Below are 15,020 nucleotides of genomic sequence, written 5' to 3'. Positions count from 1 at the left end.
TCCAAGCCACGTCAGTCCGCGGACCGGTGATCTGGTCTGCGGACTGACGTAGGGACAGCTGTTGTTCAGGCGGTGGCTGCGCCGGTCATGATCGCAACTGCATCGGTCATGGTGTGGGACTGCGGCGTGATGGTGGCCGCGCACTTGCCGAGGCGCTGGATGTGGATCCGGTCCGCCACGTCGAACACGTGCGGCATGTTGTGGCTGATCAGGATGACGGGCAGTCCCCGGTCCCGGAGATCCCTGACCAACTGCAGGACCTGGTTGGACTCCCGGACGCCCAGGGCCGCCGTCGGCTCATCCAGCACCACAACCTTTGAACCGAAGGCCGCGGCGCGGGCCACGGCGACAGCCTGGCGCTGGCCGCCGGAGAGGTTCTCCACCGGCACTGTCACGTCCTGGAGCGTGGAAATGCCGAGCCGGGTCAGCTCCTGTTTGGCCTTCACGCGCATGCCTTTGGTGTCCAGCATCCGGAACACGCTCCCGAGGAGTCCCGCACGCCGTTCCTCCCGGCCCAGGAACAGGTTGGAGGCGACGTCCAGGGCCGGGGATACGGCCAGGTTCTGGTAGACGGTTTCGATGCCGTGGACGCGGGCGTCCTGCGGGCGCTTGAAGTGGACCGGTTGGCCGGACACAAAGAGCTCGCCGGAATCGGGAATCTCGGCCCCGGTGAGGCACTTGATCAGGGTGGATTTTCCCGCCCCGTTGTCGCCGATGATCGCCAGGACTTCGCCCGGGTAGAGGTCCAGGCTGACGCCGTCGAGCCCCACCACCCGGCCGAAGGTCTTGACGAGGTTCCTGGCCTGCAGGATGGGCTGGCGGAGTTCCGTGCCGGCGGATTCCAGCTGGGACGCGGTCATGACTTCACCTTTCGGATCCACTGGTCGATGGACACAGCGAGGATGATAAGGACGCCCACGGCGAGGGTCTGGTACAGCACGTCCAGGCCGGCAAGGGAGAGTCCGTTGCGGAAGACTCCGACGATCAGGGCGCCCAGGAGGGTTCCCCACACCGAACCGCGCCCGCCGAAGAGGCTGGTCCCACCGATCACGACGGCGGTGATGGAGTCGAGGTTCAGGTCCACACCGGCGTTGGGGCTGGCCGCGTTGGTGCGGCCGATCTGGATCCAGGCGCCGATGGCCAGGACGGCGCCGGCGGCGAGGTAGACGCTCATGAGGACTTTGTTCACGGCGATGCCGGCCAGACGGGCGGCTTCTTTGTCATCGCCGACGGCGTAGACGTGCCGGCCCCAGGCGGTTTTGCCCAGGATGAACGCGATGGCGATGTAGAGAAGCAGCATCACGACGACGCCGGTGGAGATCCGCACAGGGCCCACCGGGAAGGTGCTTCCCGTCCAGGTCAGCAGGTCCGGCATTGCCGAGCCGCGAACTGTCGCTCCGTTGGAGTAGAGCAGCGTCAGCGCGATGAAGATGTTGAGCGTGCCCAGGGTGACGATGAACGGGGGGAGGCGGAACCTGGTGACCAGGAACCCGTTCAGGGCGCCGGCGGCGAGTCCGACGACCAGGCCTGCGAGCAGCGCAACGGGTGCCGGCAGTCCGTTGTTGACAGCGAGCTGGGCGACGACCATTGAGGAGAGGATCATGACGGCTCCGACGGACAGATCGATGCCGGCAGTGAGGATGATGAGCGTCTGGGCGATGGCCAGGGTGCCCACCACGGACACCTGCTGGGTAATCAGCGAGAGGTTTTCAACCCGCAGGAACCTGTCATTGAGCAGGCCGAACACGACGACGGCGATGAGAAGGACGAGGGCGGGGCTGACTGCGGGGTAGCGGTGCAGGATGTTGCGTATCCGGCTGAGCGGCGTCCTGCGGTCGAGGAATTCTTCGGCCAGGTCGGTCTGCTTCCCTGCGGCGGGCGGACCGGCGGTCTGTTGCTGGGTCACGGTTTCTCCTGAGATCGTTCTGCCCTCTTACTTGCCCCAGCAGATGTTGCTGGCTTCAGTCGTGGTGATGCTCTTGACGCCGTCTGCGGGCTTGTCGGTGACCAGCTCAACGCCGGTGTTGAAGAAGTCCAGGCCCGCGGTGTTGGCAGGCTTCTTGCCCGTCTTGGCCAGTTCGACGATTGCCTTGACGCCCATTTCGGCCATCTTGACCGGGTACTGCTGGGCGGTTGCGCCGATGACGCCGGACTTGACGTCGTCCACGCCGGCGCAGCCGCCGTCGACCGAGACAATCAGGACGTCCTTCTCTTTGCCGGCGGACTTCAGGGCTTCATAAGCGCCCGCTGCTGCAGGCTCATTGATGGTGTACACAACGTTGATGTTGGGGTTCTTGGACAGCAGGGTCTCCATGCCGGTACGGCCACCGTCCTCGGCGCCCTGGGAGGCCTGGCTGCCGACGATCTCGTACTCGCCGCCCTTGGCGCCGGTGTACTTGCCGGTCTTTGCTTCGTCGCCGTTCTTCTTCTTGTCGGCGGTGTCGATGCCGAGTCCGGTCAGGAAGCCCTGGTCGCGGTTGTAGTCAACGGAGACAACCTTGTCGTCAAACAGATCCAGCAGGGCGATGGTGGCCTTCTTGCCGCCAAGCTGCGCGGCGGTCCACTTGCCGATCAGCTCGCCGGCCGCGAAGTTGTCGGTGGCGAAGGTGATGTCCGCGGCGTCGGCGGGGTCCGGCGGGGTGTCAAGGGCAATGACAAAGAGTCCGGCGTCCTTGGCCTTCTTCAGGGCATCCACCACGGACGGGCCGTTGGGGGTGATCAGGATGCCCTTGTCGCCCTTGGAGATGGCGTTTTCGATGGCCTGGATCTGGGTGTCCTCGTCGCCGTCTGCCTTGCCGGCGGCGAGCTTCAGGTCAACGCCGTCTGCCTCCGCCGCCTTCTTGGCGCCTTCCTGCATGGCGACGAAGAACGGGTTGGACGTGGTCTTGACGATCAGCGATACGCCCACTTTTTCACCAGAGGCGGTGCCGGAGGTGGCGGGGGAGTTTCCGCCGCAGGCCGTGAGGCTCAGGGTGCCGAGGGTCAGGACGGCGCCCACGGCAACCAGGCGGCGGGCGATGGTGCGCGGGGTCTTGGAAGTCAACATTGAATCTCCTGTGTTCGTGGCACATCCCGTGCCTGACAACGATGTCAGGCATCATGTAATCAGCGTCACACGCTATAGTCAAGGTAAATTCGATGATGAAGGACTAAGTCATGACAACGATGTCTAATCGTTACCAAGCATCGCCGGCTAAGGATCGGCCCACCATGCGCCATGTCGCTGCGCTGGCCGGGGTGGGCATCAAGACCGTCTCCAGGGTAATGAACGACGAACCGGGCGTGTCCGAGGCCACCCGTCAAAGGGTGCTGGGGGCATCCCAGCAGCTCAACTACCAGCTGGACATGGCGGCGGGAAGCCTCCGCCGCACGGGCCGCCAGACACTCTCCATCGGGCTGCTTCTGCCCAGCGTGGCCAACCCGTTCAGCAGCGAGATCCACCGGGCGATGGAAGACGCGCTGGCGCCGCGGGGCATCGCCGTGTTCGCGGCCAGCCTGGATGACGACCCCGAGCGCGAGAAGTCGCTCGTGGCCGCCTTCCTGGGACGGCGCGTGGACGGCCTCGTGCTGACCCCCATCGCCCGGAGCCAGGCCTACGCCATTCCGGAGCATTCCCGGGACCTGCCCATGGTCTTCATCGACCGCGAGCCAGTGGGTGTCGAGGCCGACGCCGTGGTGACGGACAACGCCGTTGGCGCCGCGCGCGCGGCCGCCCACCTCATAGGGCATGGCCACACGAAGCTGGCGTACCTGGGCGACCGCCCGGACATCCAGACCGCCCGGGAACGGCGCCGCGGCTTCATCGAGGAACTGGGCCGGGCCGGGCAATCGACGGCCGCTGTTCCGGTCCGGGAGGGACTGCACAACGAGGAGTCAGCCCGGCAGGCTGCCCTGGAGATCCTCACGGCAGAGAACCCGCCCACGGCCATCTTTTCCAGCCAGAACCTCATCACGTTTGGCGTCATGCGCGCACTGAAGGAACTTGGTGCCAGCCGCCGGGTGGCACTGGTGGGCTTTGACGACTTCACGCTGGCGGACATGATGGAACCCGGGATCACCGTCATCGCACAGCACCCGGAGCAGATCGGCAAGCTCGCCGCGGAGCGGCTGCTGGCCCGGATCGACGGCGACGGCAGCGCACCACAGACCTACGTCGTTCCGTCCGAGCTCATCCAGCGCGGTTCCGGAGAGCTCCCGCCGCCTGCAGGCTGAACGCGGCAATCCCAAGTACCAGCAGACCCGACCACCAGCAACTCCAAAGCACCAGCCAAGCAATCCAGAGGGGACCACCATGACTAAAACGCTCTACGCCGAATTCACCGTCAAGCCCGGCAGCGAAGACCGGGTGGCGGAGATGATGCGCCAGTTGACTATCGACGTCAGAAAGGAGCCTGGAAACCAGCTGTTCCTGCCCTACACCCGGGAGACGAATCCCCGCGAGTACTTCGTGTTCGAAGTCTACGAGGACGACGCCGCCTTCCAGGAGCACATCAGCGCGGATTACGGCGCACGGTTCAACGGCGAGCTCGCGGAACTGATCGAAGAGGACGGCTCCATCCTGACTTGGCTCCAGCCCGTCCACTGACCACCCGGTCCTCAGGCCACCGCCACAAACGCCAAGTCCCAGGCTTGTCCGCGATTCCTAACCTTCAAGGCAGGGATCCGCGGACAAGCCCGGGACTGTGCACCAGAGACCCCGGAACGGGTAGCTCCGGGGCGGTTCAGCCTACTTCTGGCGCTCCTTGACCGGGTTGGTCAACGTGCTGAACATCGACTGCGCCAGCGGAGTCACGGTGATTGACTTCAGCTGCGCCGTGCCGCCGTCGGCGAAGAGCGCCACCTGGTTAGCCCCCGCTTCAGGGAACACCTGGTCCGTGATGGTCCGCTGCCCGCCCTGGGTGAAGACCTCTACGGAAGACCTATCGACATACACCCGCAGGGTCACCGTGCCGTCCGCGTCCAGGGTGACGGGCGCAGAGTCCACCGACGTGAACAACGGGTGGAAGCCGGTGTCTCCCGAGTTCTGCCGGTCCACGTACACCTCGCCGGTGGTCCGGTCGTAGCCGATTTTGGTGGCGGTGCTGCCGTTCCCGAGCACAGTGATTCCAGCCCGTGAAGCAGTGCCCGGCGCGAGCGTGACGTCGATCCGCTGGACCTGGCCCCAGGCCGCCGCCGGCAGCGCAGTGGTGCCCGGGGCTATGTCCCGGGTGCGCTTTTCGGCGTAGCTGGGCTTCGCGGCAAGGTCATCCACCTGCTTGACGGCCTTCTGGGTGAGCCGCGGTCCGGCGGGAGTCTGCGTCAGCGCGACTTCCCTGGGCAGTGACATGGCGCTGCGCCAGGGCGAGGTGGGAATGGCCTGCGCGTAGTCCCAGTTGTTCATCCAGCCGAGCATGACGCGTTTGTCCTGCGGCATGTTGGCGAAGGAGACGGAGGCATAGTAGTCCCGGCCGTAGTCCAGCCAGTCGTAGGTCTGGATCCGCGGTGTGGCCGCCTCCTCCGAAGCCACGAACTCATCCGCCAGGATGTGGCCCCAGCCGGACCGGTTGTTGTCCACCACCCTGATGCTTGCCTGCCGGCCCTTGAATTCGGCTGTGTTCCAGGACGCCCAGTCCAGGACCTCGCTGTTGGCGCCGGTGGCCGTCCGGACCACCTGGCCGTCCACCACCAGGTTCACTGTGGTCTCGTCGGACCGCGGCACCGCGGCCTGGTCGGTGAGCATCACATGGTCCAGTGTCAGGTGGCCCCAGCCGCCGGTTGCCTGGTCCACGATCCGCAGCTGGGCCTCCTGTCCGGCGAACTCGGAAACGTCCCAGCCCTTCCAGTTCAGGGCGCCGGCGTCGTCGCCAGCCAGGCTGCGGACAACGTTGCCGCCCACCAGCAGCTGGACCTCCAGCTGCTGGCCGGAGCCCGCGGCCCGGTGTCCGCCGCCCACCAGCATGCTCATGAAGTCCCGCGAGAGCGTGAACGACGGCGATTTCAGGGTTCCCTGCCTATCGTCGCCCGGTGCGCCGCCGGTATCAAACGTATTGATCCGCTTGGCGCCGATGAAGAAGTCACCGCCGGATGTGGCGGGCTGGAACGAAGGTGCCAGGTCGGCGGTACCCGTCCAGCCGGCGTCGGCCATGGACGTTCCGTCCGGAACCTCGAACCCGTTGAACAGGAGGTCGCCGGCCGGCGGGGTGTTGTCCAGCTTGTCCGAGACGCGGGGGTGCTGGCCGCCGCCCACCAGGAAATTCAGGTAGTCGCTGGTGACCGTGAACTGCGGCGATTCCGCGGTGCCCACGGGCCAGTCGCCGTCGTTGAAGGAGTTGATCAGCCCGGCCCCGGCAAAACCGCTCACCGTGTTTTGTCCGGGGAGCGATCCGGTGGCCGGAGCATCTGCGAACGGGCCGTTCTTCCAGTTTCCGGGTTCGTTGGCCACGGTCCAGGCGTCGTAGGTGCCGTTGCTGAAGCCGGCGAGCGGGGCTCCGGCGGGGAGGGCATCGCCGGCTTTGGTGGTCTCGGAGGTGAAGGTGGTGCCGTCGAAGCCGCCAACAAAGTACTGGCCGGCCGATCCGCCCGCGACGCCGCCGGGGTTGATGTTGACCACCATGACCCACTTGATGTTGGCGGGGTCGCCGTCAACGGCCAGCGGGAAGAGGTCCGGGCACTCCCAGAGTCCGCCTGTGGCGTTGGCCGGTCCGAATTCGCTCAGGAGCGTCCAGTCCTTGAGGTTCCCGGATTTGTACAGCAGGACCTTGTGGACTGTGGCCTCGACGGCGGCCATCACCCAGTAGCCGCCGCCATCAGGGGTGCTGTACCAAAAGACCTTGGGGTCGCGGAAGTTTGCCGAGTTGCGGTTCAGTACCGGGTTGGCGTCGTACTTGGTCCAGGTCTGGCCGTCGTCCAGACTGTAGGCCAGCGACTGGGCCTGCAGTCCCTGGTGGGGAGAGCCCGGCTTGTACGCGCTGGTGAAGACGGCCACCAGCGGCGGGTTCTCCGCGGTTCCGAACCCTGTGGTGTTGTCCTTGTCCACCACCACGCTGCCGGAGAAGATGTCCTGCTGGTCATCGGTGGCGATGGCCAACGGCTGCTCTGTCCAGTGCGTCAGGTCCTTGGAGGTGGCATGCCCCCAGGACATGTTGCCCCACGCATTTCCCGATGGGTTGTGCTGGTAATACAGGTGGTAGACGCCCTTGTGGAAGACCATTCCGTTGGGATCGTTCATCCAGTTCTGCTTCGGCGAGTAATGGAAGGCCGGCCGGTACTGTTCGTCGCCGACGGGCGTTCCGGAGCCGGCGTCAGCGTCGGAAACGGTTCGTGAGGCTGGTGTGGTTGCCGGTGCTGCCGTGCCCCAGGCCGGGGCCGAACCGGCGAGCGTTGCCGTGAGGCTGAGGCCAGCCAGGGTGAGTGCCGAACACGTAAGGAGCGTTCGGGATTTGTTGATCTGCATGGATAGGGGTTGCCCTTCATCGCGCGTGCCTAGTGGATAGACAACGTTGTCAGTGACAGGAACGGTAGGGGATGTCCACAAGACAAGTCAACGGTTCGAAGCGGCGTTGGAGCAGTCCGGGGCGGCCCTGCAATAATCGGAGGCAAAGTGTGTCCGGGCGCAGCGAAGCTCCGGCGTGCAAAGCAGCAATGTAAGTTCGGGCCCATCACACCAGACGAGGCGGACATCCATGAAGGCTCCAGACCAGCAGCACGCTCCAATTTTCGGCACGCCGGTTCCAACGGGCCATGGTGATGCCGCCGGTCATGGGCCCGTGGACAGGCACCTGCTCCAACGCCTCGCCGACGTTCACGGCGTGGGGACCTCGTTCCACGGCTGGGACGGGCTGCCGCACAGCGTGGCCCCGGAGACGCTGACCAAGGTCCTGGCGGCGCTGGGCGTCCCGGCCCACACGAACCAGCTGATCGAGGCTGCCCTGGCCGAGGCGGAAGTGGCGCCGTGGCGGCGGATGCTGCCGCCCGCTGTCGTGGTCCAGCAGGGCCAAACCGCACTGGTTCCCGTCCACGTCCGGGACGGTTCGACAGCGCGTCTGACAGTTGTGCTCGAGGCCGGTACGGGCGAGCCCGTGGAAGCTGTCCAGCAGGACGTCTGGGTGCCGCCCCAGGACGTTAACGGCGTGGCCACCGGCCGGGCCACCTTCGCCGTGCCGGCGGGGTTGCCGCTGGGCTGGCACACGCTGCAGGCAGAGTCCGACGGCGTCACAGCCGAGGGCGCGCTGGTGGTGGTTCCGGCGCGGCTCACCACCGCCGATTCCTTGGTGGAGCGTCGGGGATGGGGCCTGGCCACGCAGCTCTACTCCGTGCGGTCCAAACGGTCCTGGGGGATCGGCGACTTCGCCGACCTCGCGGATCTGGCCACGCTCAGCGGCGCCCGTGGTGCGGACTATGTGTTGGTCAACCCGCTGCACGCCGCGGAACCTGTGCCGCCGGTCCAGCCCTCGCCCTACTCGCCGTCCACGCGGCGCTTCTTCAACCCGCTGTACATCCGTGTGGAGGCCATCCCCGAAATCGCCTACCTGAAGCCGCGTAAGCGCGCGGCGGTGGACAGCTTGCAGGAGCAGGTCCAGGCCCTGAACAAGGACGGCGAACGGCTGGACCGGAATGCCGTATACGCCGCCAAGCTCCAGGCCCTGGAACTTCTCTATCACGCCCGGCGCTCGCCGGCGCGGCAGGCAGCGTTCGACGAATTCTGCCGGATCTCCGGCGCCGGGCTGGATGATTTCGCCCTGTGGTCCGCCATCCGGGAAGACCTGGCACCGGACCATCCGGTCTGGACGGACCCGGACTGCGCGCTGGGTTCCCCTGAGGCGGAGTCACTGCGCGGGAAGCTTGCGGACAGGATCGGGTTCCACCGCTGGCTGCAGTGGATCTGTGACGAGCAGCTTGAGAACGCGCAGCAGGCTGCGCGCCGGGCGGGGATGCGGCTGGGCGTGGTGCACGATCTTGCCGTGGGCGTGGACCTCAGCAGCGCCGACGCATGGACCCTCCGCGGTGTCCTGGCGCCCGGGATCAGCGTGGGGGCGCCGCCGGACATGTACAACCAGCTCGGCCAGGACTGGAATCAGCCGCCGTGGCATCCAGCCCGCCTGGCGGAGGCAGGCTACGCGCCGTTCCGCAACATGCTCTCCACCGTGCTCCGGCATGCCGGCGGCATCCGGGTGGACCACGTGCTGGGCTTGTTCCGCCTCTGGTGGGTGCCGGCCGGCAACTCCCCGCGCGACGGCGCCTATGTCACGTACGACCACGAAGCACTGATCGGTATCCTGGCACTGGAGGCCCAGCGTGCCGGCGCCGTGGTGATCGGGGAGGATCTGGGAACCTTCGAGCCGTGGGTGCGCGACTACCTCGCTGCCCGCGGCATCCTGGGCACCTCCATCCTCTGGTTCGAGAACGACGGCGATTCACCCCTGCCGCCGGAGCGGTACCGCACGCAGGCCCTCGCCAGCGTCAACACCCACGACCTGCCGCCCACCGCCGGCTACCTGGCGGGTGACCACGTGGCCCTTCGCAGCAGGCTGGGCCTCCTGGAACGCCCCGAGGCGGAAGAGCGGGCGGAGCACACGGCCACGCTGGAAAAGATGATGGGGCTGCTGCGGGAACGCGGCCTGCTGCCTGATGGTGGCGTCTCAGCCGACGGTGGCTACGGCAGCACCGGCAGCGAGGAACGCACCATCGAGGCGCTGCACCGCCTGCTGGCCCAGACGCCGTCGGTCCTTCTCGGGGTGGCGCTGGTGGATGCCGTGGGGGAGCGGCGCGTGCAGAACCAGCCCGGTACCACCGAGGCGCTGTACCCGAACTGGCAGGTCCCGCTCGGCGGTCCGGACGGTAAGCCGGTGTTTATCGACGACCTTCCCGGAAACACGCGGTTCAACGCCTTGCTGGGTGCCGTCTCGGAGGCGTTGGGGGATTCCCAATGACCGACGGGCCCGTCCTCGTAGTGGGAGGCACCGGCATGCTGGGCCGCCAGGTTGCCACGGAGCTGCTCAAGCGCGGGAAGCGGGTGCGGGCGCTGGTGCGGCCCGGCTCGGATGCCTCCGTGCTCGAGGCTGCCGGGGTGGAGATCGCGCGAGGCGACATGATGGATCCCTGGTCGTTGCTGCGGGCCATGGAGGGCGTCGACGCCGTGATCACCTCGGCAGCGGGCTATACCAGGCACCGCAAGGGGGACACCCCAAAAACCGACACGTTGGGCAACACCAACCTGGTGGAGGCAGCCAGCCGCTCGGGCGTCCGGCGGTTTGTCCTCACCAGCATCCTCACGTGCGACCAGGCCCCGAAGGTTCCGCACTTCTGGCATAAGAAGCTGACCGAAGACAAGCTGGAGGAACTCGGTGTCCCGTTTGTGGCGCTTCGGCCGGGCGCGTTCCTGGACCAGGTCACCCGGTTCGGCGGCGACCCGTTCAGCAAAGGGCGGCTCAGCTGGATCGGATCGCCGCGGATCCCGCTGACATTCGTGCTCACCTCCGACCTCGCCGGCTATCTTGCGGAGGCGGTTGACCTCCCGGATCTGGAGGGCCGGCGCATCGACATCGGCTGGGACCGGCCAGTGGCCATGCAGGACGTCGCGGACATTGCGGGCCGGCTCACCGGCCGGCCCCTTCGTGTCCGGTCCGTCCCCGCCGGGGTTGTCCGGGCTGCGGGGACCGTGCTGGCGCCGGTCAGCCCCATGGCCAAGGACCTGGCTGCCATGATCGCGTGGTTCCAGACCGGCCGGTACGTCGCGGACACCACTCTTCAGCGGCAGTTCTTCGGCGAGCCGCCCACTGCCGAGCTCGCCATCCGGCGGTTCGTCACGGGCCTGGGGCAAACGGTACGCACCCAGGCCCGCGACAAGCCCTAGCCAGCCGCGGCTATCCCGCCGTGAGGAGGTGGGTGGCGTGGTCGTACCGGAAGGTGACCGCGCCGCCGTCGTGCGTGTAGGAGATGTTGGCCCCGTTGGGCACCCCGTCAGCCCCGTAATTCACGTCCCAATTGCGGTTCAGAGCCGCCTTGAACTCATACGTCCCGGCCGGCAGGTCCGGCACGGACAGCTTCCACACCAGCGTTGCCGGGTCCAGCGTCAGCTGGGCCTGGTCGCAGGTGGGTTCCCAGTCCGCGCCGCACCCGAGTTCGTTGTCCAGGCTCCCCGCGATGGCGACAGCGCCCGGCTGTTGGGAGGCGTACCCGGCGCTGAGGACGTGTGTGCTGTTGTCGTAGCGGAATGTGACGGCCCCGCCAGGATGGTCCAACACGATGTTGCTGCCGTCAAGGACTCCGCCGGCGCCATAGTTCACGTCCCAGTTGCCGTTGAGCGCGGCCTTGTAGTCGTACGTCCCGGCTGGCAGGTCTGCCGTGAGCCGCCAGATGTTGTCCGCCGGGTCCAGGGTCATGAACGCGGCTGGGCAGGCCGGGCCCCAATCTCCAGGGCAACCCATCTCGGAGTTCAGCGACCCGGCCACGGTCACCGAATCCGGCTGCGGAGCCTCGCCCACCGTGACCGTCCGCAACTCGCTGACCACGCTGAAGCCGGGGCCGCTCATGCGGGCGCGGTACTGCACCTTCGTGCCGTCCGCGAGCTCCAGTACCGCCAGGTCATCGGTGACCGAATACACCGGCGAGGAGCCATCGGAGCCTACGGCCGTCCACTCGCCGCCGGCCACGTTGCGCTCGAAGGACACCACGTGGTTGGACTTTTCCGGATCGGCCGTAGCGCTGAGCTCAACGGCCCCCTCCACGCTGCTTCCTTCCAGAGGCTTCTGGATCGTGAGGACCGGCGCCGGAACTGAGGCTGCCCGGGGCTGGCTGGTGGCCCGGTGGCCCCCGTTGTCCAGCACTGTGGCACGGTATTCGACGGCGGTGCCTGCTTCCAGGGCAGCAACATCGTGGAACACCTGGTACGGCGCGGTGTCGTCGGTGCCGATCGGTGCCCAGCCACCGCCCGCCGTCCTGGCCTCAAAGGTGACCTCGTAGAACGAAGCACCGCCGACGTCGGCCGTCACGTTGATCCGGCCGTTATCCGCCGGTGCCGCGGCAGGTTCCCGAAGTGCGACAGCGGGAGCCGCCTTGGAGTGCGGAATGCGGCCCGATGACTGGTAGACCACGGCCGACAGCGGCGGGACGGTGACCGTCAGCTTTCCGTCCGCTGAGGTCTCCACACTGTCCGCGCCCGCACCGTAAATCTGCGTGTAGCTGCGCTTGTCGATATAGGTGGGCACGTCGGCCGTCTGCGGCTGTTCGCTGTTGTTCAGGGCTACGACATACTCACGCTGGTCCTCCGCGTCGGTGCGGGAGAAGGCATAGATCCCTGGCCCTTCGGAGGCGTAGCGGTGCTGGTGGGCGCCGTCGCGCAGGGCCGGGTGGTCCTTGGTCAAGGCCGCGAGTTCACTGATCTTGGAATACAGCAGGTGGCCGGCGTTGAAGTTGTCGGTGGCGTGCGTGGCATCGGTGCCCAGCAGGTCGTCGTCGAGGTACTCCGGCACCTGGCTGGCGAAGAGCGTCTGCCGGGCGTCCTGGTCGCCGCCGGGGCCCGTGAAGCCCTGCTCGTCGCCGTAGTAGATCACCGGGTTGCCGCGGGAAAAATACATCAGCTCGTGGGCCAGTTGGTCGCGGGCCACCTGCTCCGGGTCGGCTGAGCCCGGGTTGTCGGCGGCGATGAAGCTGCCGATGCGGCCCATGTCGTGGTTGCCCAGGAAGGTTGGCAGTTGGTAGACGTTGGAATCGGCGTCGGTGTACCAGTCGTCGCCGGCGAAGAATGTTTCCAGCGAGCGGGTGTCTTGGCTCTTGGACGCGAAGTTCCGGGCGGCCTCCTGGAACGGGAAGTCCAGCACGGCCTGCATCTGGTTGCGGGTGGTGAATTGCGAGGTGAAGGACTTGGACGTGTCGAAGACTTCGCCGAACATAAAGAACTCGTCCTTGCCCTGCGCCTTGGCGTAGCTGAGCACCTCCGGGCCGAATTCCTGCCAGAACTCGTTGTTGACGTGCTTCATGGTGTCGATCCGGAAGCCATCCACGCCGAAATCGCCGATCCAGGTCTTGTAGATCTCCGCCATGCCGTCCACCACTTTGGGGTTCTCGGTGAAGAGGTCATCGAGACCGAAGAAGTCGCCGTAGTAGGAGTCCTCGCCTACAAAGGTGGTGTCGCCGCGGTTGTGGTACAGCGTGGGATCGTTCAGCCAGGCGGGGACCTTCAGGTTCTCCTCGGCTTTATCCAGAACGGGGACGTAGGGGAAGGACGTCTTGGCATCAAGCTCCGGGAAGTCGTCGGAGCCTGCTAAGTCGCGGTCGTCGAAGGCCTTACCGGCCGCGGTCTTGTACGGAACCTCGTCCTTGGAGACGTAGCTCTTGCGGGCGCCCTGTTCGTAGCCGATCACGTCCGCGGTGTGGTTGGTGATGATGTCGAAGTACACCTTCATGCCGCGCGAGTGGGCTTCGTCGATGAGGGCCTTCAACTCGTCGTTGGTTCCTAGATGGGGGTCGATCTGGGTGAAGTCCGTGATCCAGTAGCCGTGATAGCCGGCCGAATTGTCCTCGGGCTGTACCGCCTTGTTCTTGAAGCTGGGGGTGAGCCAGATGGACGTGGTGCCCAGGCCCTGGATGTAGTCGATCTTGTCGAGCAGCCCGGCCAGGTCGCCGCCGTTGTAGAAGCCCTTTTTCGTCGGGTTGAAGCCGGACACCATGGGGTCGCTGCCCAGGCCGCCGTCGTCATTGGTTGTGTCACCGTTGCTGAAGCGGTCAGCCATCACAAAGTAGAAATTCTCGTCCGTCACCGGGGCTCGGAGGGAGTGAAGGGCCGACGACGACCCTGGGTCTTGCGGGCCCGGCGCCGCGTGCGCCGGGAGGACGGAAGTGGAAGCAACTACGGCTGCGGCGAGCAGTCCCAGCCATGGCGATATCGGATAGTTGAGGCGTTGGATTGAGCTTCTGCGGGTGCGTGTTTTCACGTCAGGAGACCTTCCTGGTAGCGGCGGTGCTGTTCAGGCTGCTGTGGAGATGCGAGTGGGGCGGCGTCAGTTGGCGGTCAGGGGTGGGGTTCGCGCTGGCGATCAGGGATGATCGCCAGGTGAACCACGGCACACTGTAAGCGCTTGCACTGAATAAATCCAGTCTTTTGGGTTGGGCCGGCAGAGGCTATCTTCGCGTACATTCAGAGGCGGGCGACGGTGCTCGGCGCCCATCAGTTCGCGGAAGGTGTACGCATGTCAGCCACTGAATTTCATGTTGAGTCCCTTTTGGGGATCGCTGAGCGGCTGCGCTCGGCCGGGTGCGTCTTTGCGGAGGAGGAAGCCCGGCTTCTCCTCGCGGCGGTGTCCGGCCCGGCCGAAATCGCTGCGGCGGTGGAGCAGCGCGTTGCCGGGTACCCGCTGGAGCACATCCTGGGCTGGGCCGAGTTCTGCGGACTCCGGATTGAGCTCGATGCTGGGGTTTTTGTTCCGCGCCGCCGCACTGGGCTCTTGGTGAATGAGGCCGCAGCCCTGCTCTCGGCGGACCCGAAGCGGGAGCACCGGGAGGGTTCGGAGCCCGTCGTTGTTGTGGACCTGTGTTGCGGGTCCGGTGCGGTGGGGGCCGCCATCGCCTTCCGGATTCCGGGGCTGGAGCTCCATGCGGCGGACATTGACCCGGCTGCGGTGGCCTGCGCCCGCCGGAACATTGGCCGTGTGGGTGGTGAGGTCCACCAGGGCGACCTGTTTGAGGCGCTGCCGCCCGCCGTCAGAGGGCGGATCAGTGTAATGGTTGTCAACGCCCCCTATGTCCCCACCGGTGCTATCGATTCCATGCCGCACGAGGCACGCGAGCACGAACCGTTGTGGTCGCTCGACGGCGGCACTGACGGACTCGAGTTCCACCGCCGCGTCGCTGCGGAGGCCAGCGAATGGCTGCGGCCGGGCGGGCATCTCATCATCGAAACCAGCGAGCGGCAGGCCGGAGGGACGTCGTCGATCCTGGCGCATGCGGGCTTCGCGGTGAGGACGGTCCGCTCGGAAGAACTGGACGGCACCGTTGTAGTCGGACGCGCCCGGCCTTAGTAAGGGTGCGCCGGCAGGTACCTCTTC

The 15,020-nt window shown here is 66.5% G+C and carries 10 protein-coding genes; 5 read left to right on the top strand and 5 right to left on the bottom strand.

Annotated elements, in window-relative coordinates; genetic code table 11:
- Nucleotides 1-65 precede the first annotated feature (65 nt).
- The 3 genes from AU252_RS08570 to AU252_RS08560 are packed head-to-tail and all read right to left on the bottom strand — an operon-like array spanning nucleotide 66 to nucleotide 3,046.
- On the bottom strand, nucleotides 66-860 hold the full coding sequence (locus AU252_RS08570; RefSeq protein ID WP_058930347.1) for an ATP-binding cassette domain-containing protein: 795 nt from the start codon (nucleotides 858-860) through the stop codon (nucleotides 66-68).
- A complete protein-coding gene (locus AU252_RS08565; RefSeq protein WP_058930346.1) occupies nucleotides 857-1,906 on the bottom strand; it encodes an ABC transporter permease in 1,050 nt (349 codons plus the stop codon). Before AU252_RS08565 ends, AU252_RS08570 begins: the two co-directional genes overlap by 4 nt.
- 27 nt (nucleotides 1,907-1,933) lie before the next feature.
- The gene (locus AU252_RS08560) at nucleotides 1,934-3,046 is read right to left on the bottom strand and encodes a substrate-binding domain-containing protein (protein ID WP_058930345.1); all 1,113 of its coding nucleotides are present in this window, start codon (nucleotides 3,044-3,046) and stop codon (nucleotides 1,934-1,936) included.
- 164 nt (nucleotides 3,047-3,210) lie between these two features.
- Here AU252_RS08560 and AU252_RS08555 point away from each other — a divergent pair, with 164 nt between their 5' ends.
- Nucleotides 3,211-4,212, top strand: a complete 1,002-nt coding sequence (locus tag AU252_RS08555) for a LacI family DNA-binding transcriptional regulator (protein WP_058930344.1) — start codon at nucleotides 3,211-3,213, stop codon at nucleotides 4,210-4,212.
- A gap of 79 nt (nucleotides 4,213-4,291) precedes the next feature.
- Nucleotides 4,292-4,585 (top strand): putative quinol monooxygenase, encoded by a 294-nt coding sequence (locus tag AU252_RS08550; protein WP_058930343.1) that lies wholly within the window; start codon nucleotides 4,292-4,294, stop codon nucleotides 4,583-4,585.
- A 141-nt stretch (nucleotides 4,586-4,726) separates the two neighbouring features.
- Here the strand turns inward: AU252_RS08550 and AU252_RS08545 are convergent, their stop codons facing one another.
- On the bottom strand, nucleotides 4,727-7,432 hold the full coding sequence (locus AU252_RS08545; RefSeq protein WP_083510321.1) for a GH32 C-terminal domain-containing protein: 2,706 nt from the start codon (nucleotides 7,430-7,432) through the stop codon (nucleotides 4,727-4,729).
- Nucleotides 7,433-7,661: 229 nt separating this feature from the next.
- Between AU252_RS08545 and malQ the strand changes: the two genes are divergently transcribed.
- Entirely contained in the window at nucleotides 7,662-9,908 is a 2,247-nt protein-coding gene (gene malQ, locus AU252_RS08540; protein ID WP_083510320.1) for a 4-alpha-glucanotransferase, read from the top strand.
- Nucleotides 9,905-10,831, top strand: coding sequence for an SDR family oxidoreductase (locus AU252_RS08535; RefSeq protein WP_058930342.1), 927 nt, complete (start codon nucleotides 9,905-9,907; stop codon nucleotides 10,829-10,831). Before malQ ends, AU252_RS08535 begins: the two co-directional genes overlap by 4 nt.
- Nucleotides 10,832-10,841: 10 nt before the next feature.
- Here AU252_RS08535 and AU252_RS08530 read toward each other — a convergent pair whose 3' ends face one another.
- Nucleotides 10,842-13,844: an alpha-amylase family glycosyl hydrolase gene (locus AU252_RS08530; protein ID WP_058932839.1), complete on the bottom strand. Its 3,003-nt coding sequence runs from the start codon at nucleotides 13,842-13,844 to the stop codon at nucleotides 10,842-10,844.
- 321 nt (nucleotides 13,845-14,165) lie between these two features.
- On the opposite strand from AU252_RS08530, the gene AU252_RS08525 reads away from it, so the two are divergent.
- The gene (locus AU252_RS08525) at nucleotides 14,166-14,993 is read left to right on the top strand and encodes a putative protein N(5)-glutamine methyltransferase (protein WP_058930341.1); all 828 of its coding nucleotides are present in this window, start codon (nucleotides 14,166-14,168) and stop codon (nucleotides 14,991-14,993) included.
- Nucleotides 14,994-15,020: the final 27 nt, after the last annotated feature.

This window comes from Pseudarthrobacter sulfonivorans, assembly GCF_001484605.1.
In the GTDB taxonomy this organism is placed as follows: domain Bacteria; phylum Actinomycetota; class Actinomycetes; order Actinomycetales; family Micrococcaceae; genus Arthrobacter; species Arthrobacter sulfonivorans_A.
The sequence above is the reverse complement of the archived record's forward strand: the minus strand, read 5'-3'. Positions and strand labels throughout refer to the sequence as shown.

Coding starts and splice junctions, on each gene's coding strand:
- AU252_RS08570 (WP_058930347.1), bottom strand. CDS start 860: ATGACCGCGTCCCAGCTGGAATCCGCCGGCACGGAACTCCGCCAGCCC.
- AU252_RS08560 (WP_058930345.1), bottom strand. CDS start 3,046: ATGTTGACTTCCAAGACCCCGCGCACCATCGCCCGCCGCCTGGTTGCC.
- AU252_RS08555 (WP_058930344.1), top strand. CDS start 3,211: ATGCGCCATGTCGCTGCGCTGGCCGGGGTGGGCATCAAGACCGTCTCC.
- AU252_RS08550 (WP_058930343.1), top strand. CDS start 4,292: ATGACTAAAACGCTCTACGCCGAATTCACCGTCAAGCCCGGCAGCGAA.
- AU252_RS08545 (WP_083510321.1), bottom strand. CDS start 7,432: ATGCAGATCAACAAATCCCGAACGCTCCTTACGTGTTCGGCACTCACC.
- malQ (WP_083510320.1), top strand. CDS start 7,662: ATGAAGGCTCCAGACCAGCAGCACGCTCCAATTTTCGGCACGCCGGTT.
- AU252_RS08535 (WP_058930342.1), top strand. CDS start 9,905: ATGACCGACGGGCCCGTCCTCGTAGTGGGAGGCACCGGCATGCTGGGC.
- AU252_RS08525 (WP_058930341.1), top strand. CDS start 14,166: ATGTCAGCCACTGAATTTCATGTTGAGTCCCTTTTGGGGATCGCTGAG.